This is a genomic window from Corallococcus sp. CA049B, from assembly GCF_003611685.1.
Lineage (GTDB): Bacteria > Myxococcota > Myxococcia > Myxococcales > Myxococcaceae > Corallococcus > Corallococcus coralloides.
Window position 1 is genome coordinate 1 of sequence record NZ_RAWC01000101.1, and the last position, 22995, is coordinate 22995.

The following is a 22995-nucleotide window of genomic DNA, read 5'->3' on the forward strand; positions in this document are numbered from 1 at the left end:
TATGCGATCGTCGGCAGCGTCAGATGTGTATAAGAGGCAGACCACCTGCTGCTCGCGTCGGTGGCCATCTTCATCCTGGGCCCGCTGGGCGGCGTGGCCGCGTCGTACATGAACTTCAGCCTGGGCTTCTTCGTCGCCAGCCAGGTGCTGTCCGGCATCCTCGGCAGCGTCGTCACCTACGGCTACGGCGCGGAGGGCAAGCACGGCGCCAACTACATGCAGACGATGGCCGCGTCGGTGGCCTCGCTGTGCGCCATGGCCGTGCTGATCCAGGCCATGGTGTGGCTGGGAATGCCCCAGCCGCCCGCGTGGCAGCTGATGCTCTTCGTGGGGTGCGTGGGCATGTTCGGCGTGGGCGTGGGCATGCTCTACACGCCGCTGCTCGTGGACCGGCTCCAATTGGACTACCCGTCCGGCTACGCGGTGGCCAACATCCTCCGAGCGCTCACGGACAAGCGCCTGCTCAAGGCCTCCATCGCGAAGCTGGGCGGCGGCACCGGCCTGGGCATCCTGGCCGCGTGGCTCACGGAGAAGTTCGCCGCCATCGCCGCGCTGAGCGTGAGCAGCTCCACGGTGGGCGCCGGCATGGTGGTGGGCAGCCGCATCACCGTGCCCGCCATGCTCATGGGCCTCATCGGCTACGCCCTCTCTCCATTCCTGCAGGACATCGGGTGGCTGGGGCCGGATGATCCGTACCGGAAGATCGGCTTCCTCATCTCGCTGGCGATGATCTGCGGCGCGGCGCTGGTGGACCTGGCGCTGCTCGCGGTGCAGGCGGTGGACCGCATCCGGGGCCGCGCGCGGGCTCCCGCGGACACCGAGCCCGCGTGGAAGAAGGTCAACGTGCCCCGGCTCATCGCCTGGGTGGTGGGCTGGGGCGCGGCCGTCGTCGTGGTGGCCACGAAGGTGCTGCACCAGCCCCCGGGCTTCATCCTCTTCGGGCTCGTGCTGTCGCTGCTGTTCGTGCTCATCAACGGCATCGCCTACGGCATCAGCGACAACAACCCCATCTCCAGCGCCTTCGTGGTGTCGGTGCTGCTGATGTCGCTCCTGGGCCTGAAGGATCCGCTGGTGGGGCTGATGGCGTCCTCCATCCTGCTCATCTCCACGTCGGTGGGCTGCGACATGCAGCAGGACCGCTCCACCGGGTGGCGCCTGGGCACCAACCGCGTGGTGCAGTTCCGCTACCAGGTGCTGGGCATCTTCATGGGCGCGGTGCTGTGCGTGGTGCTGGCGCGCGTGTTCATGGGCGCGTACCCGGTGCTGTCCGTCAACCAGTTGGACCACCCGGACGTGAAGGTGGCCCAGTGGAGCTCCGCGATGACGTACAAGTTCGTGGGCGCCATCCGCGACCTGGGCACGCTGTCGGCGCACAAGGTGACGGCGCTGCTGGTGGGCCTGTCCATCGGCTTCACGCTGGAGGTCATCCGCAAGGTGGTGCGCCGCCGCCCTGCGTACCTGAGCTACGTGCAGGGGTCGCGCACGGGGTTCGGCGTGGGCTGGACGATGGACTCGCTGGTGCTGGCCAGCCCCTACGCGCTCGCGTTCGGCGGCTTCATCGCGCTGCCCGCGGCCATCTGGTTCGGCATGGGCGGCATCCTCACGTCGCTCTTCAACACCGTCTCCAAGCGCTTCCGGAAGGAGCCCGCGCCGGGTGAGGCGGTGCTGCCGGAGGACATGAGCACCATGTCGCTGGTGGGCGGAGGCCTCATCGCGGGCGAGTCGCTCTTCTATCTGTTCGTGGGCCTCGCCGGCCTGCTGTCCCTCGTGGGCTGACGCGCCCTGTCCCGGAGCACGGCTTGACTTTCCGTGCCTCCGGGAGCACTTCTTGTCCCGTGAACCTCGTCATCCACACCACCGCGACCACGACCACCACCGCTCCGGCGGGCGTGGGTGCGGTGCGCGTGTCGGTGTCCTGACGAGCGCACGGTTTCCCGCCCCGCCGAAGTCCGGCCGGGGCGACCGTGCAACCTCACACGCCCCGTGTCCGGCCCCGGCTGCCTCATCCCGACCGACACACGGAGACGCCAATGCTTGATGAACACGACCACCGCGCGCTGGGCCAGCGCCTGGACCTCTTCCACCTGCAGGAGGAGGCCCCGGGCATGGTGTTCTGGCACCCGCGCGGACTGATGCTGTACCGGCTGCTGGAGGACCACGTCCGCCAGCGCATGCGCGAGGAGGGCTACCGCGAAGTCCGTACGCCGCAGCTGTGCTCCCAGCCGCTCTGGGAGCAGAGCGGGCACTGGGAGAACTTCCGCCAGAACATGTTCTGCATGCCGGAGGGCGACCGGCACCTGGCGCTCAAGCCGGTGAGCTGCCCGGGCCACATCCAGCTCGTGCAGCGCATGGCGCCCAGCCATCGAGACCTGCCCCTGCGACTGGGGGAGTTCGGGTTGGTGCACCGCAGCGAGCCCAGCGGCGCGCTGCACGGGCTGTTCCGCCTGCGGCAGTTCACGCAGGACGACGGCCACATCTTCTGCGCGGCGGAGCAGGTGGAGGCGGAGGTGGTCCGCTTCGTGCGCTCGCTCAAGGCGTTCTACGCGGGCTTCGGCTTCGACGACGTGCAGGTGGCCTTCTCCAGCCGTCCGGCGATGCGCGCCGGTGGTGACGCGCTGTGGGACCAGGCGGAGGCGTGGCTCCAGTCCGCGGCGAAGCAGGCGGGACTCCAGTACGAGGACCAGCCCGGCGAGGGCGCCTTCTACGGGCCCAAGCTGGAGTTCGTGCTGAAGGACCGGCTGGGCCGTGCGTGGCAGTGCGGCACGATCCAGCTGGACCTGGTGCTGCCGGAGCGCTTCGACCTGCACTACGTCGGCGCGTCCGGTGAGCGCCTGCGCCCGGTGATGCTTCACCGCGCGCTGTTCGGCAGCCTGGAGCGCTTCATCGGCGTGCTGCTGGAGCATCATGGCGGTGCGCTACCGGCGTGGCTCGCGCCCGAGCAGGTGGTGGTGGCCTCCGTGGGAGCGGGGGCCGCCGCGTACGCGGAAAGCCTGGCGGCGCGGCTGCGGCTGGCCGGCTGCCGCGCGCGGGCGGACGTGCGGGACGAGTCCCTGTCGAAGAAGGTCCTGGGCTCGCACGAGGAAGGCGTGCCGTTCCTCGCGGTGGTGGGTGGCCGCGAGGTGGAGTCGAAGGGCGTCCGCCTGCGGCAGCGCGACGGCTCCCAGCGCGACCTGCCCTGGGATGGCGCCGTGGCGTGGCTGTCCGCCGCGTGCCAGCCGGCCGTGGCGGGCTGAGCGTCAGTCCATGAAGCACCGGCCCGGTGCTCTCTTCCCGTATGCGAAGGGGGCGCCGGGCCTTCCGTGGGTTCAGGAGTAGAGGCTCAGGTATTCCAGCGGCTCGCCGGGCCGCAGCAGCGTGAGGGACTCGGAGGCGACGTCGTCCAGGCGGAGGAGTCCCACCGCGTGGTGGTCCGCGTCCACGACCACCAGGCGGTTCAGGTGGTGCTGCTCCATCAGGCGCTCGCCGGCCTCCAGCGGCGCGTCTTCCGGGCAGGTGACGAGCGGGGCCGTCATTGCTTCGCGCACGGTGGTGACGTCGGGGTCATGACCGTGGACGGTGGAGCACAGGAAGAGCTCCGAGTCGGTGAGCAGTCCCACCACCCGGCCGTGCTCCGTGACGGGCAGCGCCCCTAGACTGGCGGTGTCCAGCCGTTCGGCGGCGGACCTCAGGCATTCATCCGCGTCGATGGTCTTCACGTCCCTCTGCATCAGCTCCGAAATCCGCATGGGCAGACCTCCTGGTGACGCGCGCCCGCGTCCTGGAGCAGTACAACCGGCGCACGGACATCCAACCCATTGCCCTGAAGGCCCGCCGTTTCGTGAGGAGCAGAACCGAGGCGCCGGGCCCCTGCCTGCCCGCCTGGTATAGGGTGCGACGCAAAGGCCCACGGTGCATCCAAGGCCGTGCTCCGGGCCCAAGGCCCGAAACGTGGAGGACGACCCATGGCGGACAAGCTCAATCTTTCCAACGACGAGTGGCGCAAGCGCCTCACCCCCGAGGAGTTCCAGGTGCTGCGTCAGCACGGCACCGAGTACCCGGGGACGGGCTGTTTCCTCGGCACCAAGGCGCCGGGCACCTATGTGTGCGCGGGCTGCAACAACCCGCTGTTCAAGTCCGGGACGAAGTTCGAGTCCGGCACCGGCTGGCCGTCCTTCACCCAGACGCTGTCGGAGGACTCCGTCACGGAGATCCGCGACGTGTCGCACGGGATGATCCGCACCGAGGTCCGCTGCGCGCGCTGCGACGGCCACCTGGGCCACGTGTTCCCGGACGGCCCGCCGCCCACGGGGCTGCGATACTGCATGAACTCCGTGGCGATGAAGCACGTCCCCGAAGGCAGCCCCATCGAGTTGGTCCGGGCCTGATCAGCTCGTCGGAAGTTCACTGGCACCTCCAGCCACGGAGTCACGACCCGGCCGGAGGCCTCCAGCTGTCGTCGCGCACGAAGCACCGGGGCCCCAGAAGCGAGCGGCCCACCGGCCCCAAAGAGCCCTGCAGTCCACGAAGCGGCCCGCCCACCTCGCGAACCGCCACACGGCTGAGTCCGAAGAGCCTGGAGGGTGGAGCCTCGAATCGCTGGAAGCTCCTTCCTGAGACGAGACGCCAAGACCTGTCCGACAGTCGGGCAGGTTTCCCAAGACCGCGTCCATCGCATTCCTTCCGACGCACGCTCCACCCTGACCACAGGGAACGAACGCTGGGGCAGTTGGAGGCAACAACGCCCCACTGTCCGGAACCACGGGGAAGGACTCTGCATCGCGGAGAGGTGCAACCCCAAGAGCTCCGGTGGTTGGAGCAACACAGCACCCGGGGCCAAGCACATCCACAAAGGGGCGTGCTTCAAGTGCAGTGTCCGGCTCAACGGATGCTGCCAGGCGGCCAGGTCCACGCGCATCCAAGAAGGACCGTGCCTTCGGCGCCTCGTCCTGCGCGGCTGACGTAGGGCGGCCGGCGGCACCCTCCTCGATGCCGAGGCGTGCCTCCAGCATCTCGTCCTGCGTGGTGGCTGACGTAGGTCGGTCGACGTCACCCTCTTCAATGTCGGGCCGTGCCTCCAGCATTTCGTCCTGCGCGGTAGCTGACGTAGGCCGGTCGACGTCACTCTCTTCGATGCCGAGGTGTGTCCCCAAAGCATTGTTCTGGTGAGTGACTGATGCGGAGGCACCGAGGAGGCCCGCTTGGGTGAGATGGGCCTCGGGGGACGCAGGGACCTTGGCAGCAGGGGCGAAGGCATTCAGCACGCGCTCATCGCGAGCCTTCAGCAGTGCCGGCAGCTCGTTCTGAAGTGCCTGCACGTCGCGCTCGTGCAGGATTGCCGTCACGCAGAGTGCCCATGCGCGCAGCGCCTCTCCGCCCATGAGCGGCAGCAGTTGGGCTGCGCCTCCCAGGAATGCCCGCTGCAGGGACTGAACGAGGAGCACGTGGCCGGGACGCGCCGCCACCCGCGCCGCCTGCCGCAGCAACTCGAACTCCACGTGCGCGCAGGTTTCCCCTGACTCCCAGTGCGCCGCGTCCTGGAGCTGGAAGCACGTGCTCCTCAGCCGGTCCAGGTCGAGGTCCGAGGCCCTCGCGCAGCAGTCGGCCAGAAGCTCCACCAGCACCTGCCGCTTGAGGCTGAAGTAGCCCTCCAGGAGCCACCGGGCCTTCGGGTTGCGGGCGTCATGAAGCGCCAGGCCCAGGTTCTCCAGCGTCAGCGACTCATCCAGCGCCACCGCGCGCGTCTTGCGTCCGGAGCGCTGCACCACCAGGCCCCTCGCCGCCAGCCGTCGCAGCGCCTCGCGGATGGTGCCCCGGCACACCTCATAGCGGCGCGCCAGCTTCGCTTCCGAACCAAACTGCCCGCTCGGGTGCAGCCGCCCCAGCGCGATATCGCGCTCGATTTGCACCTCCACATAGGCCACGAGTCCTCGCCGTTCCATCCCCATCCCCATTCCTCGTTCCAGCATCGCCATCCAACCACAGGGGTCTGACATGGACGTGCGGGCCCACCCACCGCGCCGACTTCCGGGCCAGCGCGCCCCCGGGCCGCATGGGGCGAAAACCTGTCCGACTGTCGGACAGGTTTTGAGGCAACCGGCCCCGGGCGGGCGCCCCTGTCCGTGCCCTACCTTGGCGATTGCGCACGCATGACTCGCTCCCCTGCCGGGCCGGTGCGACCTCGGGGGCATGCGGCGGAAACTTGTCCGACTGTCGGACAAGCAAGCCGTCCTCGTCACCTGCCGGGCCGGCTCGGCCTGGGCCTCATGTGGCGGAAACCTGTCCGACTGTCGGACACGTTTGGAGGGAACCAGGCCCGGGCGGCGCCTCCATCCATGCCCTACCTTGGCGTTTGCGCTCGCACGACGTCGCCCACCTACCGCGACAGGCGCGTCCTCGGGCCTCATGTGGCGAAAACCTGTCCGACTGTCGGACACGTTTGGAGGGACCGGGCCCGGAGGGCGCCGCTGGCCGAGCCCCCAACGTGATCTCCGCGCGGGCATGACGTCGCGCATCCGCGGGCTGGCAGCCTCGGGCTGCATGCGGCGAAAGCCTGTTCGACTGTCGGACAGGTTTTGAGGGAGCCGGCCCGGGTGGGCGCCTCTGTCCATGCCCCCACCCTTCGCGTCCGCGCACGTACGACGTCTTGGCCCGCATTGGTGCTCCGCGCGGCTCACGTCCTCGGCTTCATGCGGCGCGAGCCTGTCCGACTGTCGGACAGGTTTTGAGGGAACCGGCCCCGGGCGAGGGTCAATGTCCGTGCTCCGTCTTGGCATCCGCGCACTCCTGACGTCGCGGCCCATCGCGACGCCCCGTTGGGCTTGAGAGCCCACGGAAGACATCCGGTCCGGGGCTCTTTGACGAACTGCTGGCGCCCTACCTGGTGCCTCGACGCAGGACGCGCCTCCCCTCCCTCTGCGAGGATGGGAGGTCATGCGACGACCTCTGGCTGGACTCCGGGTGCTGCTGACCGCGCTCTTGCTGGGCGGTGCTTCCCAGGGGGCGCCTCCGCCGAAAGCAGCAACTCCCACGCAGCCCCAGGTGACGTGGCTCTATCAGGACCGGTTGGCACCGCCCTGGGAAGACCTGACGTGGGCCGGGTCGCACGCGATGAGCGCCACCGTGACCGGGGCTTCGGGCAGCCACGCCATCTCCGTGACGCTGGGGCCCTGGGAGGCGCTGTACTTCGGCCACCCGGGCTTCGACGTGTCACCGGATGACACGCTGGTGCTGAAGGTGAACGGGGGGAAGGACGGCGCGAACGCAGCGGTGCGCGCGCGCGTCGTCATCGGCTCCGAGCAACCCGTGGGCGTCCCCCTGGGCCCCACCTGCGAGGGCGGCGCCATCCCGGCCCGGAAGTGGACGACCTGCCGCGTGCCGCTGGCGAAGCTGCTGCCCGAGGGCCGCACGCGCATCACCGGCCTTTGGCTCCAGGAGGACAGCGGCAAGACGCTGCCGCCCCTCTCCTTCGACGACATCGGCATCGAGCAGGGCCTTCGGCCTGTGACCGTCACGCTGGAGACACCCGCGGTCTTCCTGGCGCCGGGTGCCACGCACGCCTTCCGCGCCACCGTGACGAACAGCAAGGACACGGAGGTGGCCTGGAGCGTGGAGCCCGGAAACGAGCGGGGCACCATCAGCGCCGCTGGCGTCTACACCGCACCTCGCAAGCCGGGCACGTACCGGGTGATGGCCCGGAGCAAGGCGGACCCGAGCCAGGTGGTCCAGGCCAGCGTGGTGGTGAGTGCATCCCCGGTCGTGAAGGGTCCGCCGGGCCAGGGTGGCAAGTGGGTTTCGGGCTACTACACGGGCTGGAATGCGGACGACTATCCGCCGGAGAAGGTGGACTTCAGCGCGCTCACGCACATCCTCGTGGGCCGCGTCACGCCAAAGGCGGACGGCACGCTGAGCACGAAGTTCGACAACGACCGGGGGCCGGAGATCGCCCGCACGCTGTCGAAGCGCGCGCATGCGGCGGGCCGCAAGGCGCTCATCATGGTGGGCGGCTCCGGTGAGCACGACGGCTGGGTGGGCGCCGCGTCCGACGCGAACCGCGCGAAGTTCGTCCGCTCGCTGCTGAAGGCGATGGACGACTTCGGCTACGACGGGCTGGACCTGGACTGGGAGCCCGTGGAGAAGGAGGACCGGCCGCGACTGCTGGCCCTGGTGAAGGCCCTGCGCGAGGCGCGGCCGAAGATGCTCCTCACCTTCCCCCTCCACTGGATCAACACCAACTTCCCCACCGACGCCGACCCGTGGTTCGCGGAGCTGGCGACACACTTCGACCAGATGAACCTGATGTCCTACGAGATGATTGGCGCGTGGGACGGCTGGAAGTCCTGGCACACGTCCGCGCTGAAGGGCGAACAGGGCCTGCACCCCACGTCCATCGCGTCCAGCCTGGACCTGTGGGTGAAGGCCGGCATCCCCAAGGCGAAGCTGGGCATCGGCATCCCCTTCTACGGCCTCGCGTGGCGCCACATCACCGGGCCCTACCAGCCCTTCACGAACTGGTCCGACTACGTGGGCGGGGACAACTCGTTCACCTACAAGAAGATCCTCCGCTATTCGAAGCAGGGGAAGTACCAGTGGGACGAGAAGGCCCAGGCCAGCTACCTGACCTTCGCCAAGGACAAGCTGGTGGAGGATGGCACGGTGACGTGGATCTCCTACGACAGCCCGCAGGCCATCGCCGCCAAGGGCGCCTTCGTAAAGCAGGAGGGCTACGGCGGCACCATCATCTGGACGCTCAACCAGGGCTGCACCGATCCGGAGACCGGTGCCAACCCCTTGCTGGACGCCGTGCGGGACGCCTTCCTGCGATGACGAGAGGCCGCGTCAGCCCAGGGTGACGCGGGCGTTGCGGAACATGCGCATCCAGGGGCCGTCCTCGCCCCACTCCGCCGGGTGCCAGGAGTGCTGCACGGTGCGGTGCACGCGCTCCGGGTGCGGCATGGTGATGGTGAAGCGCCCGTCCTTCGTGGTGACGCCCGCGATGCCGTGCGGCGACCCGTTGGGGTTGGCCGGGTACTTCGCCGCCACCTGGCCCCGGTTGTCCACCCAGCGCGTCGTCACCAGCCCTGTGGCGTTGAAGCGCGCGGCGGCGTCCGCGTTGGCGAACTCCGCCCGCCCCTCGCCGTGCGACACGACGATGAGCATCCGGCTGCCCTCCATGCCCTTGTAGAAGAGCGACGGCGACGGCGCGATTTCCACCGTGCCCAGGCGGGCCTCGAACTGCTCGGACGCGTTGCGCACGAAGCGCGGCCACCCTTCCGCGCCGGGGATGAGCTCGCGCAGCTGCGCGAACATCTGGCAGCCGTTGCACGCGCCCAGGCCGAAGCTGTCCGGCCGCGCGAAGAACTCCGAGAAGGCGTCCCGCGTGCGCGGGTTGAAGAGGATGGACTTCGCCCACCCGCCGCCCGCGCCCAGCACGTCGCCGTAGCTGAAGCCGCCGCACGCCAGCACGCCGTGGAAGTCCTTCAACGACACGCGGCCCGACAAGAGGTCGCTCATGTGCACGTCCACCGCGGCGAACCCCGCGCGGGTGAACGCCGCCGCCATCTCCTGCTGGCTGTTGACCCCCTGCTCGCGCAGCACCGCCACGCGCGGCCGGGCCCCCTTGGCGATGTACGGCGCCGCCACGTCCACGGTCGGGTCGAACGTGAGCCTGGGCGACAGGCCCGGGTCACCCGCGTCGCACTTCGCGGCGTACTCCTCCTCCGCGCAGGTGGGGTTGTCGCGCAGCTTCTGGATTTCGTAGCTCACGCGGGACCAGGTGCGCTTGAGCGCCACCGTCTCCTCCGCGAGCAGCTCCCGGCTACCGTGCCGCACACGCACCACCTGCTGGGACGTGGGGCGCCCCAGCTCGTGGACGTGCGCGCCCAGGCCGTGGCGGGTGAAGGCCTCACGCACGCGAGCCACGTCGGACGCGCGCACCTGCACCACCGCGCCCAGCTCCTCGTTGAAGAGGGCCGCCACCGCGTCGCCGCCCAGCGTGGCCAGGTCCACGTCCAGACCGCAGTGGCCCGCGAAGGCCATCTCCGCGAGCGTGGCCCAGAGGCCGCCGTCGGAGCGGTCGTGGTACGCGAGCAGCACGCCCGCGGATTGCAGCTCCTGCACCGCCGCGAAGAAGCCCTTCAGCGCCGCCGGGTCATCCACGTCCGGGCACTCCGGGCCCACCTGCTGGTGCACCTGCGCCAGCACGGACGCGCCCAGCCGCTGCCGGCCCTTCGCGACATCCAACAGCAAGAGGCGCGTGTCCCCCGCCACGTCCACCGGCTGCGGCGTCAGCGTGACGCGCGCGTCCAGCACCGGCGCGAACGCGGTGATGATGAGCGACAGGGGCGCCGTCACCGCCTTCTTCTGGCCGTCCTCCTGCCACTGCGTGCGCATGGACATGGAGTCCTTGCCCACCGGAATGGCGATGCCCAGCGCGGGGCACAGCTCCATGCCCACCGCGTGCACCGCGGCGTAGAGGTTCGCGTCCTCGCCGGGGCTGCCCGCCGCCGCCATCCAGTTCGCGGACAGCTTCACGTCCGACAGCTTCCCGATGCGCGCCGCCGCCAGGTTGGTGAGCGCCTCGCCCACCGCCATGCGCGCGGAGGCCGCCGCGTCCACCAGCGCCACCGGCGTGCGCTCGCCGAGCGCCATGGCCTCGCCCGTGTCGGACATCAGCGACGACAGCGTCACCGCGCAGTCCGCCACCGGCACCTGCCACGGGCCCACCATCTGGTCGCGCGCGGTGTGGCCGCCCACGGAGCGGTCGCCAATGGTGATGAGGAACGACTTGTCCGCCACCGTCGGGTGCGACAGCACCGCGTGCGCCGCGGCCTTCAAGTCACCGGGGAAGCTCAGCGGCGCGTGCTTCAGCGGGCGAGACGCGAAGTCGCGGTGCATGCGCGGCGCCTTGCCGAAGAGGACGTCCATGGGCAGCGCGATGGGCGTGTCCCCCAGCTCGCGGTCCGTGAGCGTGAGCACCTGCTCCGCCGTGGCCTCGCCCAGCACGGCGAAGGGGGCGCGCTCGCGCTCGCACAGCGCGGCGAAGCGCGACAGGTCCTCCGGCGCCACGCCCAGCACGTAGCGCTCCTGCGCCTCGTTGCACCAGATCTCCACCGGCGACATGCCCGGCTCGTCGTTGGGCACTTCGCGCAGCTCCAGCCGGCCGCCCAATTCGTTGTCGTGCGCCAGCTCCGGCAGCGCGTTGGACAGGCCGCCCGCGCCCACGTCGTGGATGGAGCGCACGGGGTTCGCATCGCCCTGCATCCAGCACTGGTCGATGACCTCCTGGCAGCGGCGCTCCATCTCCGCGTTGTCCCGCTGCACGGAGGCGAAGTCCAGGTCCGCCGCGCTCGCGCCCTGCGCCATGGACGACGCCGCGCCGCCGCCCAGGCCAATGAGCATCGCCGGGCCGCCCAGCACGATGAGCTTGTCGCCCGCGCGCAGCGGGGCCTTCTTCACGTGGCCCGCGCGGATGTTGCCCAGGCCGCCCGCCAGCATGATGGGCTTGTGGTAGCCGCGCACCTCCACGCCCTCGGGCGTGGGCACGTGCTGCTCGAAGCTGCGGAAGTAGCCGGTGAGGTTCGGCCGGCCGAACTCGTTGTTGAACGCGGCGCCGCCCAGCGGGCCGTCCACCATGATGTCCAGCGCGGACACGATGCGGTCCGGCTTGCCGTAGGCCAGCTCCCACGGCCGCGCGAAGTCCGGCAGGCGCAGGTGGCTGACGGAGAAGCCGGTGAGCCCCGCCTTGGGCTTCGCGCCGCGCCCGGTGGCGCCCTCGTCGCGGATTTCACCGCCCGCGCCCGTGGCCGCGCCCGGGTACGGCGAGATGGCGGTGGGATGGTTGTGCGTCTCCACCTTCATCATGATGTGGGCCGGCTCGCGCACGGTGCCCCACTCGCGCCCCTCGCCCTGCGGGAAGAAGCGCTCCACCTCGAAGCCCTCGATGACGGCCGCGTTGTCCTTGTACGCGGACAGCACGCCGCCCGGGCTCTGGGCGTAGGTGTTCTTGATGGCCTGGAACAGCGAGCGCTCGCGCGGCTGGCCATCCACCGTCCACGACGCGTTGAAGATTTTGTGGCGGCAGTGCTCGCTGTTCGCCTGCGCGAACATCATCAACTCCACGTCGGTGGGGTTGCGCTCCAGCTCCGTGAAGCGCGCCACCAGGTAGTCGATTTCGTCCTCCGCCAGCGCCAGGCCCAGCTCGCCGTTGGCCTTCGCCAGCGCCGCGCGGCCTCCGCCCAGCACGTCCACCCGGGTGAGCGGCCGGGGCGAGTCCGTGCGGAACAGCACCTCCGCGTCCTCCAGCCGGGGCAGCACCGCCTGCGTCATCCGGTCGTGCAGCACCGCCTGCACGCCCTCCGCCTCGTTCACGTCCAGCTCCCGGCCACCGGGGCCGGTGAGGAAGAACGCGATGCCGCGCTCCATGCGGCGCACCTGGGAGAGGCCACAGTGGTGCGCGATGTCCGTCGCCTTGGAGGCCCAGGGCGACACCGTGCCCGGACGCGGCACCACCAGGAGCAGCGTGCCCGTGCGCTCGCGCTTCGCCGCGTGGGGGCCGTACTCCAAGAGGCGCCCCAGCCGCTCCGACGCGTCCTGCGTCAGCGGCGCGGACGCGTCCACGAAGTGCACGAACTCCGAGTAGAGGGTGGCCACCGTAGGCACCCGCTCCCGGCAACGGGCGAGCAGCTTGGCGAGCCTGAATTCGGAGAGGGCCGGAGCCCCGCGCAGCGTGAGCATGAAGGTCCTTGCGAACGGGTGACGGGAGGTAACAGCGGGGCCGTCCTTATCACCGCGCCCCGCGTCACAACGTCCGGAGTTCGTGCCAGGACGCCCGCACAGCACCCAGGTGGGTGAACCACCGCCGACGTGGGCACTCCTCCGTCCCCGGCCTCCTTTCCAACACTCCCAGTCATTCCAGGATTCACCTCACAGTCAGTGCTCCATGCTTTGCTCGCCAGGCTTCAAAGACTCGATTCGTCACACTGGGGGCAGGTCATGACGCGAAAGAACCGCTGGCTCCTCGCCGGCCTGACGTTCACGCTGTCCGCATGTAGTGGGGGAGGTCCTGACGCCGAGGCGCCTTCCGCTCCTCCCGAAGCCCGCCTGGGAGACCTGAAGTCGGCGCTGGGAGCGCTGCCCGGCGCGGAGGTGCGGGGGGTGCACGCGGACGGCGTGCCCCAGTTCATCCTGGGTGCGTTGGGTACGGCGGGCCGGCCCGTCTCCGGTGCCAGCGCCTGGCAGGCGCACGCGCTCCTGGAGCCCACCCTGCTGCGCGTGCTGCCCGCATTCCGGCTGACGGCGAAGGACCTGGTGCCCAAGCGCATCCACACGGACGCGCTGGGCAATGCGCACCTGCGCTACACGCAGACCAAGGGCGGGCTCCCGGTGGTGAACGAGGAGCTCATCATCCACCTGGACGCGCGGGGTCAGGTGTACGCGGTGAACGGCACCGCGCGTGGCGGCGAACCCCTGCCGGCTCCCGCTCGCATCGCGCCAGAGGCCGCGAGCGAGGCGGCGCTGGCGGGGTCCCCAGCGGGCAGCAGCGCGGGAGTGCCTCGCGAGGTCTTCGTCCGGCCGACGCCGGAGTCCTTCCTGGTCCGCGCCTTCGAGGTGGTGGTGTCCGGACAGGACGCGGACGGCATGCCCCTGCGCGACCGCGTCTACGTGAGCGCGGCGGACGGCCAGGAGGTGCTGCGCGCGCCGGAGATCCACGCCGCGCGCAACCGCACCGTGTGCTCCGTGGGCGGAACCAACAACGGCACGTGCCGGATTGAAGGCCAGGGGGACACCGGCGACACGGCCATCGACAAGACGTACGACAACATGGGCCTCTTCTACGACTGCTTCCAGGCGAACTTCAGCTGGGACTCGTACAACGGCATGGGCGGCCAGCTGCTGGCGCAGGTGCACTACGGCACCAACTACGCGAACGCGTACTTCGACGGCGCGAAGCTGATCTGCGGTGACGGCAGCCTGCCCCAGCTGGGGCAGCCGTGCGAGGACCCGGACGTCGTCGTGCACGAGTTCATGCACGGCGTCACCGCGACCACGTCCGACCTCATCTACAGCGGCGAGTCCGGCGCGCTCACCGAGTCGCTGTCGGACATCTACGCCGCCACCTGCGGCAGCTGGGCCTCGGGCACCTGGAGCACCGCGACGTCCGTGTGGCACATCGCGGAGACGGCCTGGACCCCTGGCACGTCCGGGGATGCCCTGCGCTACATGAACGACCCCGCGGCGGATGGCTCCTCCGTGGACTACGCCCCGGACCTGAACAGCGGCACGGAGGTGCACTCCGGCTCCGGCGTGGCCAACCTGGCGTTCAAGCTGATGGCCACCGGCGGCGTGCACCCGCGAGGCAAGACGCTGGTGAACGTGCCGGCCATCGGCGTGCAGGCCGCGGCCAAAATCTTCTGGTACGCCAACATGAACCTCTTCACCCGCAACACCAACCTCTACGCGGCCAGGACGGCGACGCGGGTGGCGGCGCAGAGCCTGGGCTACAGCACCGCCGTCCAGGACGCGGTGGATGCGGCGTGGAGCGCGGTGGGCGTGGGCGTCACGACGACGCCCTCCTGCACTCCGCTGCCCAACAACACCACGGTGTCGCTCCTCTCCGGCAGCGCCTCGTCGCAGAAGTACTACTGCTTCGACGTGCCGGCGAACACGCCCTCCACGGTGTCCATCTCCAGCGGCACGGGAGACGTGGACCTCTACACGCGCTTCGCCATGGCACCCACGACGCAGATCTATGACTGCCGCCCCTACCTGTCGGGGAACAACGAGACGTGCAACCTGGTGGCTCGGCCCACCGCGGGCCGGCAGTACATCCTGCTGCGGGGCTACACCGCCTACAGCGGCGTGAGCCTCTCCGTGGCCTGGTGACACACCGGGCGCTCCCCCTCACCGCGTACGCACGGTGAGGGTGGGCGCCACGGGGCTGGCCTCCTCCCGGGCCCTGGGCGAAGAATGCGCGCCCGGGGCCTGTTCAGGTCCCGGCAAGGACGGAGGGCCATGAGGGACGAGCGCGTCATCTTCAGCAGCAGCGTGGACAGCCTGTACCGCAAGGTGCTCGCCCCCTCCCTGACGCCCGAGCTGGTGGACCGGCTGCGCGCTCGGGGGATGAACCTGCACGCCCCGCTGCTCGCCGCGTACCCGCTGGCCGTCTGGGTGGACTGCCTGGCGGACACGGCCCGCACGCTCCACCCCGACCAGCCGGTGGAGCAGGGCCGGCGCCTGATGGGCCGGCGGATGGTGGAGGGCTACGCGCAGACGCTGGTGGGCGGCGCCGTCCTCACGCTGGCGCGCGTGGTGGGGCCCATGCGCTCGCTGGAGCGCATGCAGCACAACTTCCGCAGCGGCAACAACTACACGGAGACGCGGCTCACCGTGCTGGGCCCCGCCCAGGCGGACCTCTGGTTCAACGAACCGGAGGCCCTGGAGGGCTTCGTGGACGGCGTGCTGGAAGAAGGGATGTTGCGCGTGGGAGTCCAGAGCTTCACCCTGCACCGCACCCGCCACTCGCCCGATTCCGCCACCTATCACCTGGACTGGGCCGACCGGTCCGCCTGAGCCCTACGCCTTCATGTCTTCCATCCTCTCGACGCTGCCCGCCCTCTACCAGGACCTCCTGCCGGACTTCTTCCGCAAGGCCGCGCCTTCCGAGACGAAGGCCACCTGCTCCAACTGCGCCATGAGCCGCGCCTCCGCGCAGGCCACGGTGGAGTCGGTGGACGGGGCGGAGCACCTGTTCCGGCCGGACACCAAGTGCTGCACGTACCAGCCGCGGCTGCCCAACTACCTCGTGGGCGCGCTGCTGTCGGATGACTCGCCGCAGATGGCGGAGGGGCGCCGGCGCATCGAGGCCAAGATCGATAGCCGCATCGGCGTGAGCCCGCAGTGGGTGAAGCCGCCCGCGAAGTTCAACCACCTGTACAAGAACGCGCACCAGTTCTTCGGCCGCGCGTCGTCGCTGCGCTGCCCGTACTACGCGCTGGAGTCCGGCGGCTGCACCATCTGGGCGTACCGCGAGTCCGTCTGCTCCACGTTCTTCTGCAAGTACGTGGCGGGCCGGGACGGCCAGCGCTTCTGGATGTCGCTCAAGACGTACCTGACGCTGGCGGAGTTCCAGCTGTCGCGCCACGCGCTGCTCCAGCTGATGCCGGAGTTCCTCCTGGACGGCCGCGACAAGGCGGAGGTGGCCACCGGCCCGCTGTCCGTGGAGGACCTGGACGACGTGGCGCCCCCGGCGAAGGTGTACGCCGCGCTCTGGAAGGGCTACGCCGGGATGGAGAAGGACTTCTACCGCGCGTGCTACGACGCCGTGCGCGCCGTGTCCCGGGACGGGCTGGAGCGGATGCTGGGCCTGGACGGCACCATCGAACAGAAGGTGCTGGAGAAGCTGCATACCCAGGCCACCGCGCCCACGCTGCCGCGCGTGCTGCGCTTCAACCCGGACGCGACGGTGAAGTGGCTGCCGGACGGCAGCGTGGCGCTGGGCTCGTACAGCGAATACGACGCGGTGGCGCTGCCGGGTGAGGCCTACTCGCTGCTGGTGGAGTTCACCGGCCAGAAGCCCGTGGACGCCGTCCGCCAGCACCTGCGCGACCACAAGCAGGCGGACCTGGATCCGGACATCCTCCTGGAGCTGCACCGGCACCGCATCCTCATCGAGCCCTGAGCGGGCCTGGGCTTCACGGCTGGCCCGCGAAGGCGCCCACGTCGCGCAGCCAGCGGGCGATCTTCTGGGTGCGCTCCCACGCGGGCTCGGCGGCGACCAGGTGCTCCGCCAGCCACGCGCTGAAGGCCGGGTCGCCCGCGCGCAGCCACGCGGCGGACTCGGCCAGCTCATGGGCGGCGGCCTCCCACGCGCGGCGCACGGCGCTGGCCACGGCCATCAGCTCCGCGATGCAGCGGGTGAACACCTCCATGCCCACGGTGACTTCGTTGGCGCTGTCGCCGCAGGACAGGGCCAGCGCGCGCAGGTGGCCCAGGTCCTTGAGCAGCCCCTGCTCCAGGGCCGCGGCGGTGCCCAGCCGGGCCTGGGCGGCGCGCTGGAGCAGCTCCACGTCCTCGCAGAGCTGGCGCCAGGCCGTGTCGTCCCCGGCGGGGAAGCCGCCCCGGCGGCGCAGGCGCACGCCCACGGCCTGCCACAGGTTGCAGAAGACGAGCACCTCCTCGACGCTGCGGCGCACGTGCGGCGGGATGTGGTCCAGGAAGTCCACCACGGACGCGCGCGCCTCGCGGATGAACGCGTCCCCCCGGGGCGTGGCCTCCACCACGCCGCGCGCGAGCTGGAGCACGCGCCAGGCCCACTGCAGGGCGCGCTCGGAGGTGGTGAAGAGCACCTCCAGGCCGGTGCCCAGGGCGCCCGCGGCGTAGCTGGTGTCGGCGGTCGTCGGGGAGGGAATGGAGGGAATCCCCTCGACTTCGGCGCGCACGTCGGGCGGGCGGGAAGCCGGTGGCCCCGCGTCCTCGCTGTCGATGACGGTCCCGGGCCCGCGTGGCCCCGGCACCGTGTGCTCGCGCCCCATGTGCTTCTTCGCCCTCGTTCGCCGGTGGAAGTCCCCTCCTTCCGACTATCGCACGCTCCCTGAAAGCCTCCAGGCCTGGATGCAGGGACGTGTGATGCACCACAAGGCGCCCATCCCCTCAACCCGGATGGGCACCTTGGGATGTCCGGCACCGCGCAACCCCTACGCTCAGTGCAGGGTCGGGTTCTTCTTCAGCGCACTGAGTCGCGCGTGCGTCTGCTTCTGCGAGGGCAGCAGCTGCTGCCGGACGAAGGTGCGCGCCTCGCCGTGCAGCTTGTCCACGTCCCGGTTGTAGTCCTTCAGGCCGTGGTCCTCGCCCTCCTCCAGCGCGTCGATGGCGCGCTTCTCCCCCAGCAGGTCCGCGCCGGCCTGGACGACCTTGGCGAAGATGCCCCAGGGACCGGAGCCATCCGCGGGCTTTCCGCCCAGCTTCTCGATGCGCTCCTTGAGGGCCTCGACGCGCTTCTCGTGGTCGTGGAGGCAGGCCTCCACCTCCGTCTTCGCGACCTCGGTTTCGATGTGCTTCGAGGCGAGCCGGTAGGTCTCCACGGCGGAGATTTCACCCCGCAGGAAGGAGTTCAGCGTCTCGAGTTCAGCGGCGGCATTGGCCATGACGTCATCTCCTTGATTCGGATGGGTTGAAAACGTCTGGCGCAAAAGGTGGTGTGCCTTCCCGGCCCGGCAACGGGGGCTTGCTTCCCCGTTCCCAGGGCAGGCGTCCGTGAAGGCGCCACCGGGGCGGCGGCCATGGCAGACTCCCGGTTGGCATGTGGAACTGGGTTCACCAGCTGGCGGAGTGGGCACGGGAGGACACGCCGTTCGCCGTCGTGACGGTGACGGAATGCAAGGGCAGCACGCCCGCGCCCCCCGGCGCGAAGCTGCTGGTGCGCGCGGACGGCACCTTCCACGGCACCATTGGCGGCGGTCACCTGGAGCAGCTCGTGCTCCAGGACGCCCGCGCGTGTCTGGCCCGGGGCGAGGCGCGCACGTTCCGCTATCCGCTGGGCGCGAAGCTGGGGCAGTGCTGTGGAGGAGTCGTGGACGTCTTCGTCGAGCCCGTCAACCACGGGCCCCAGCTGTACCTCTTCGGCGCCGGCCACGTGGGACAGGCGCTGTGCCGCATCCTGGAGGGCACCCCCTTTCGCGTGCACCTGGTGGACGAACGCGCCGAGTGGGTCCAGTCCCATCTGGTGCCCTCGGGCGTGGTGCGTCACGAGGAGGCGTGGGACGACTTCGCGTCGCGCGCGGTCTGGGACGCACAGCGCACCTACGTGGCGGTGATGACGCACCGGCACGACGTGGACCAGGACATCATCGCCTTCACCATCCAGAAGCCGGCCCGCTACATCGGGCTCATCGGCAGTGATACGAAGTGGGCACGCTTCCGGCAGCGGCTGGAGGCGAAGGGCATGGATGCCCGGCAGGTGGGCCGCGTCCAGTGCCCCATGGGGCTGCCCACCGGGGGAAAGTCACCGCAAGAGGTGGCCGTGAGCATCGCGGCCGGGCTGCTCCAGCGCCATCATGGGCTGGCCCAGGAAGCAGGCGCTCAGCCAGCGCCCGCGCCCCTGCTATCCTCGGGGGAATGAGCACCCCCTTCGAGTTCCGGCTCAACGGCCAGACGGTCCAGGTAGACGACGCGTCGCCCAACACCCCCCTGCTGGATTACCTGCGCGCGCGAGGCCTGACGGGCACGAAGCAGGGCTGCGCCGAGGGCGACTGCGGCGCCTGCACCGTGGCCATGGTGGACCGGGACGTGAGCGGCCAGAAGACGCTGCGCGCGTTCAACAGCTGCATCGCGTTGCTGCCCATGGTGGCCGGGCGCGAGCTCGTCACCGTGGAGGGCGTGGGCAGCCGCGCCGCGCCCCACCCCGTGCAGCAGGCCATGGTGAAGCACTACGGCTCGCAGTGCGGCTTCTGCACGCCGGGCTTCGTCGTCTCCATGGTGGAGGCGTACTGTCGCAAGGACGCGGGCTCGCCGGAGGCCATCGCGGATCAGCTCTGCGGCAACATCTGCCGCTGTACCGGCTACCGCCCCATCCGCGACGCGATGGTGGACGCGCTCGCCACCCGCGACGCGAAGGGCGCGGGCCCCGGGCTCCCCTGTGTCTCGCTGGAGGGGCCGCCCTCCCCCACCGCGCCCCTGCGCTACGAGGCGCGTGACGGCCTGTTCCTGCGCCCCACCACCTGGGAGGACCTGCTCGCGCTGCGCGCCCTGCACCCGGAGGCGATGCTCGTGGCCGGCGCCACCGAGCTGGGCGTGGACATCACCAAGAAGTCCCGCCGCTATCCGTTCCTCATCTCCACGGAGGGCGTGGAGGCCCTGCGCGCCATCCGCCGCGAGGAGGACGGCTGGTACGTGGGCGGCGCCGCGTCGCTGGTGGACGTGGAGGACGCGCTGGGCCACGAGGTGCCCGAGCTGGCGAAGATGCTCAACGTCTTCGCCTCGCGGCAGATCCGCCACCGCGCCACGCTCGCGGGCAACCTGGTGACTGCCTCGCCCATCGGGGACACGGCGCCGGTGCTGCTCGCGCTGGACGCCCGGCTGGTGCTCGCGTCCGTGCGCGGCGAGCGGACGGTGGCGCTGTCGGACTTCTTCCTCGCCTACCGCAAGACGGCGCTCCAGCCGGACGAGGTGGTCCGCTTCGTCGTCATCCCCCACGCCCCGGCGAAGGACAGCGGGCTCACGCGCCACTCGGACAGCTTCAAGGTGTCCAAGCGCCGCGAGCTGGACATCAGCATCGTCGCGGCGGGCTTCTGCATCGAGACGGACGCGCTGGGCCTCGTGCGCACCGCGCGGCTGGGCTACGGCGGCGTCGCGGCCACTCCGGCGCGCGCGAAGCAGACGGAGGCCCAGCTCGTGGGGCACCCGTGGAACGCGGAGGCCGTGGCCCGCGTGCGCGCCACGCTGGAGCGCGAGTTCACGCCCCTCACGGACCTGCGCGGCAGCGCGGAGTACCGGCGCGGGCTGGTGGTGTCGCTCCTGGAGAAGTTCGCGTCCGGCGCGCGCAGCCCCGCCCTGGACGGACGTCCCCGCTTCGCCCCGGGCGCTCCTTGCGCCACCGCGGACGCGGGCCGCGAGCTGCGCCATGAGAGCGCGCTGGGCCACGTGACGGGCAGCGCGCAGTACGTGGACGACCTCGCGCAGCGCCGGCCCATGCTGACGGTGTGGCCGGTGCTGTCGCCGCACGCGCACGCGCGCATCCTCCGCCGCGACGCCAGCGCCGCGCTGAAGGTGCCCGGCGTGGTGAAGGTGCTGCTCGCGGAGGACATCCCGGGCATGAACGACACGGGCCCCATCCGCCACGACGAGCCGCTGCTCGCGAAGGACGAGGTGCTCTTCCACGCGCAGGTGGTGGCGCTCGTCGTCGGCGAGACGCCCGAGGCCTGCCGCGAGGGCGCCCGTCAGGTGGTGGTGGACTACGAGCCCCTGCCCGCGGTGCTCACGCTGGCCGAGGCCCTGAAGCAGCAGAGCTTCCACACCGACCCGCACGTCATCCGCCGGGGCGACGTGGACAGCGCGCTCGCCTCCAGCCCGAACCGGCTGGCCGGTGAGCTGACGATGGGCGGCCAGGAGCACTTCTACCTGGAAACGCACGCGGCCTTCGCGGAGGTGGGCGATGAAGGCGACATCACGGTGACGTCCTCCACGCAGCACCCGTCGGAGGTGCAGGCCATCATCTCGCACGTGCTGCACGTGCCGCGCAGCCGCGTGGTGGTGAAGGCGCCGCGCATGGGCGGCGGCTTCGGCGGCAAGGAGACGCAAGGCAACGCGCCCGCGGCGCTGGTGGCGCTGGCGGCGGTGCACACGGGCCGGCCGGTGAAGTGGATGCTGGACCGCGACGTGGACATGGTCGTCACCGGCAAGCGCCATCCGTTCCACGCGGCCTGGGAGGTGGGCTTCGACGCCACGGGCCGGCTGCTCGCGCTCAAGGCGGACCTCACGTCCAACGGCGGCTGGTCCCTGGACCTGTCCGAGTCCATCACCGACCGAGCCCTCTTCCACCTGAACAACGGCTACTACGTGCCGTCGGTGCGCTACACCGGCCGCGTGGCGAAGACGCACCTGGTCTCCAACACGGCCTTCCGCGGCTTCGGCGGACCGCAGGGCATGCTGGTGATGGAGGACATCCTCGCGCGCATCGCGAGCACCCTGGGCCTGGCCCCGGAGGCCGTGCGCCAGCGCAACCTCTACGACGGCGTGGGCGAGACCAACACCACGCACTACGGCCAGGAGCTGGAGGACAACCGGCTGCCGAAGCTGTGGAACGACCTGATGGAGTCGTCCGACTTCGCGAAGCGCCGCGCGGAGGTGGAGGCCTTCAACGCGTCCAGCCCTCGCATCAAGCGCGGCCTGGCCATCACGCCGATGAAGTTCGGCATCTCCTTCACCGCCACCTTCCTCAACCAGGCGGGCGCGCTGGTGCACGTGTACCGCGACGGCTCCGTGCTGCTGTCGCACGGCGGCACGGAGATGGGCCAGGGGTTGCACACCAAGATTCAGGGCGTGGCCATGCGCGAGCTGGGCCTGCCCGCGGAGCTGGTACGCGTGGCGCACACGGCCACGGACAAGGTGCCCAACACGTCCGCGACGGCGGCGTCCAGCGGCTCGGACCTCAACGGCGCGGCGGTGCGCGAGGCCTGCATCCAGGTGCGCGAGCGGCTGGCCCCGGTGGCCGCGCGCATGCTGGTGCAGCTGCACGGGCAGGCGGTGTCGCCGGACGCGCTGGTGTTCGAGGACGGGCGCATCTGCGCGGCGTCGCGGCCGGACCAGGGGCTGCCCTTCGCGTCCGTGGTGGAGGAGGCCTACCGCGACCGCGTGGGCCTGTCCGTCACGGGCTACTACCGCACGCCGGGCATCGGCTACGACCGGACCCTGGGCCGGGGCAAGCCGTTCCTCTACTTCTCCTACGGCGCGGCGGTGAGCGAGGTGGAGGTGGACGGCGACACGGGCATGAAGCGCGTGCTGCGCTCGGACCTGCTGGAGGACGTGGGGGATTCACTCAACCCCGGCCTGGACCGGGGTCAGGTGGAGGGCGCCTTCGTGCAGGGCATGGGGTGGCTCACCGGCGAGGAGCTGAAGTGGGACGCGAACGGGCGGCTGCTCACGCACTCCGCCAGCACCTACGCGGTGCCCGCGTTCAGCGACGCGCCCATCGACCTGCGCGTGGCCTTGATGGAGCGGGCCGGGCAGAAGGGCACCATCCACGGCAGCAAGGCCGTGGGCGAGCCGCCGCTGATGCTGGCCCTGTCCGTGCGGGAGGCGCTGCGCGACGCGGTGGCGGCCTTCGGAGCGCCGGGCGGCGACGTGGACCTGCCCTCGCCCGCCACGCACGAGGCCCTCTTCCTGGCCATCCAGCGGCGCAAGGCGAGGGGCGCGGGGCTTCCGGTTCCAGACGAAGCGCGCGAGGTGGCCTGAGGCAGGGGGCGGGTGCGGCAACATGCCACGGCATGCCCGCGCGGCCGGTGCGTTAGACGGGAGCACCTTCCA

The 22995-nt window shown here is 70.7% G+C and carries 14 protein-coding genes; 9 read left to right on the top strand and 5 right to left on the bottom strand.

Annotated features, from left to right (window positions below):
• Positions 1-60: 60 nt before the first annotated feature.
• A complete protein-coding gene (locus tag D7W82_RS21925) occupies positions 61-1776 on the top strand; it encodes an OPT/YSL family transporter (protein ID WP_233587850.1) in 1716 nt (571 codons plus the stop codon).
• A 254-nt stretch (positions 1777-2030) separates the two neighbouring features.
• Positions 2031-3233, top strand: a complete 1203-nt coding sequence (thrS, locus tag D7W82_RS21930; RefSeq protein WP_120620216.1) for a threonine--tRNA ligase — start codon at positions 2031-2033, stop codon at positions 3231-3233.
• A 72-nt stretch (positions 3234-3305) separates the two neighbouring features.
• Here thrS and D7W82_RS21935 read toward each other — a convergent pair whose 3' ends face one another.
• Positions 3306-3725, bottom strand: coding sequence for a CBS domain-containing protein (locus D7W82_RS21935; RefSeq protein ID WP_120620217.1), 420 nt, complete (start codon positions 3723-3725; stop codon positions 3306-3308).
• 216 nt (positions 3726-3941) lie between these two features.
• Between D7W82_RS21935 and msrB the strand changes: the two genes are divergently transcribed.
• Positions 3942-4364 carry a peptide-methionine (R)-S-oxide reductase MsrB gene (gene msrB, locus D7W82_RS21940; RefSeq protein WP_120620218.1) on the top strand — a complete coding sequence of 141 codons (423 nt, stop codon included), beginning with the start codon at positions 3942-3944 and terminating at the stop codon, positions 4362-4364.
• Here the strand turns inward: msrB and D7W82_RS42575 are convergent, their stop codons facing one another.
• The gene (locus tag D7W82_RS42575; RefSeq protein WP_370451052.1) at positions 4365-5951 is read right to left on the bottom strand and encodes a FadR/GntR family transcriptional regulator; all 1587 of its coding nucleotides are present in this window, start codon (positions 5949-5951) and stop codon (positions 4365-4367) included.
• Positions 5952-6909: 958 nt separating this feature from the next.
• On the opposite strand from D7W82_RS42575, the gene D7W82_RS21950 reads away from it, so the two are divergent.
• Complete coding sequence (locus D7W82_RS21950) at positions 6910-8802, top strand: glycoside hydrolase family 18 protein (RefSeq protein WP_120620219.1); 1893 nt, start codon at positions 6910-6912, stop codon at positions 8800-8802.
• Positions 8803-8814: 12 nt separating this feature from the next.
• Here D7W82_RS21950 and purL read toward each other — a convergent pair whose 3' ends face one another.
• A complete protein-coding gene (gene purL / locus D7W82_RS21955; protein WP_120620220.1) occupies positions 8815-12711 on the bottom strand; it encodes a phosphoribosylformylglycinamidine synthase in 3897 nt (1298 codons plus the stop codon).
• Between the two features lie 258 nt (positions 12712-12969).
• On the opposite strand from purL, the gene D7W82_RS21960 reads away from it, so the two are divergent.
• From D7W82_RS21960 to D7W82_RS21970, 3 genes are all read left to right on the top strand, one after another.
• Positions 12970-14859 carry a M4 family metallopeptidase gene (locus D7W82_RS21960; RefSeq protein ID WP_120620221.1) on the top strand — a complete coding sequence of 630 codons (1890 nt, stop codon included), beginning with the start codon at positions 12970-12972 and terminating at the stop codon, positions 14857-14859.
• 129 nt (positions 14860-14988) lie between these two features.
• A complete protein-coding gene (locus D7W82_RS21965; protein WP_120620222.1) occupies positions 14989-15546 on the top strand; it encodes a DUF2378 family protein in 558 nt (185 codons plus the stop codon).
• A 13-nt stretch (positions 15547-15559) separates the two neighbouring features.
• Complete coding sequence (locus D7W82_RS21970) at positions 15560-16654, top strand: hypothetical protein (protein WP_120620223.1); 1095 nt, start codon at positions 15560-15562, stop codon at positions 16652-16654.
• Between the two features lie 13 nt (positions 16655-16667).
• On the opposite strand, the gene D7W82_RS21975 is transcribed toward D7W82_RS21970, so the two are convergent.
• Positions 16668-17507 (bottom strand): hypothetical protein, encoded by an 840-nt coding sequence (locus D7W82_RS21975; protein WP_120620224.1) that lies wholly within the window; start codon positions 17505-17507, stop codon positions 16668-16670.
• A gap of 168 nt (positions 17508-17675) precedes the next feature.
• On the bottom strand, positions 17676-18119 hold the full coding sequence (locus D7W82_RS21980; RefSeq protein ID WP_120620225.1) for a DUF2383 domain-containing protein: 444 nt from the start codon (positions 18117-18119) through the stop codon (positions 17676-17678).
• A gap of 155 nt (positions 18120-18274) precedes the next feature.
• Between D7W82_RS21980 and xdhC the strand changes: the two genes are divergently transcribed.
• Together xdhC and xdhB are read left to right on the top strand one after the other, a co-directional pair.
• The gene (xdhC, locus tag D7W82_RS21985) at positions 18275-19093 is read left to right on the top strand and encodes a xanthine dehydrogenase accessory protein XdhC (RefSeq protein ID WP_120620226.1); all 819 of its coding nucleotides are present in this window, start codon (positions 18275-18277) and stop codon (positions 19091-19093) included.
• Positions 19090-22923, top strand: a complete 3834-nt coding sequence (xdhB, locus tag D7W82_RS21990) for a xanthine dehydrogenase molybdopterin binding subunit (protein ID WP_120620227.1) — start codon at positions 19090-19092, stop codon at positions 22921-22923. The genes xdhC and xdhB overlap by 4 nt, the downstream gene beginning before the upstream one ends.
• The last annotated feature ends 72 nt before the right edge of the window (positions 22924-22995 follow it).

Coding starts and splice junctions, on each gene's coding strand:
- thrS (WP_120620216.1), top strand. CDS start 2,031: ATGCTTGATGAACACGACCACCGCGCGCTGGGCCAGCGCCTGGACCTC.
- D7W82_RS21935 (WP_120620217.1), bottom strand. CDS start 3,725: ATGCGGATTTCGGAGCTGATGCAGAGGGACGTGAAGACCATCGACGCG.
- msrB (WP_120620218.1), top strand. CDS start 3,942: ATGGCGGACAAGCTCAATCTTTCCAACGACGAGTGGCGCAAGCGCCTC.
- D7W82_RS42575 (WP_370451052.1), bottom strand. CDS start 5,951: ATGGCGATGCTGGAACGAGGAATGGGGATGGGGATGGAACGGCGAGGA.
- D7W82_RS21950 (WP_120620219.1), top strand. CDS start 6,910: ATGCGACGACCTCTGGCTGGACTCCGGGTGCTGCTGACCGCGCTCTTG.
- purL (WP_120620220.1), bottom strand. CDS start 12,711: ATGCTCACGCTGCGCGGGGCTCCGGCCCTCTCCGAATTCAGGCTCGCC.
- D7W82_RS21960 (WP_120620221.1), top strand. CDS start 12,970: ATGACGCGAAAGAACCGCTGGCTCCTCGCCGGCCTGACGTTCACGCTG.
- D7W82_RS21965 (WP_120620222.1), top strand. CDS start 14,989: ATGAGGGACGAGCGCGTCATCTTCAGCAGCAGCGTGGACAGCCTGTAC.
- D7W82_RS21970 (WP_120620223.1), top strand. CDS start 15,560: ATGTCTTCCATCCTCTCGACGCTGCCCGCCCTCTACCAGGACCTCCTG.
- D7W82_RS21975 (WP_120620224.1), bottom strand. CDS start 17,507: ATGGGGCGCGAGCACACGGTGCCGGGGCCACGCGGGCCCGGGACCGTC.
- D7W82_RS21980 (WP_120620225.1), bottom strand. CDS start 18,119: ATGGCCAATGCCGCCGCTGAACTCGAGACGCTGAACTCCTTCCTGCGG.
- xdhC (WP_120620226.1), top strand. CDS start 18,275: ATGTGGAACTGGGTTCACCAGCTGGCGGAGTGGGCACGGGAGGACACG.
- xdhB (WP_120620227.1), top strand. CDS start 19,090: ATGAGCACCCCCTTCGAGTTCCGGCTCAACGGCCAGACGGTCCAGGTA.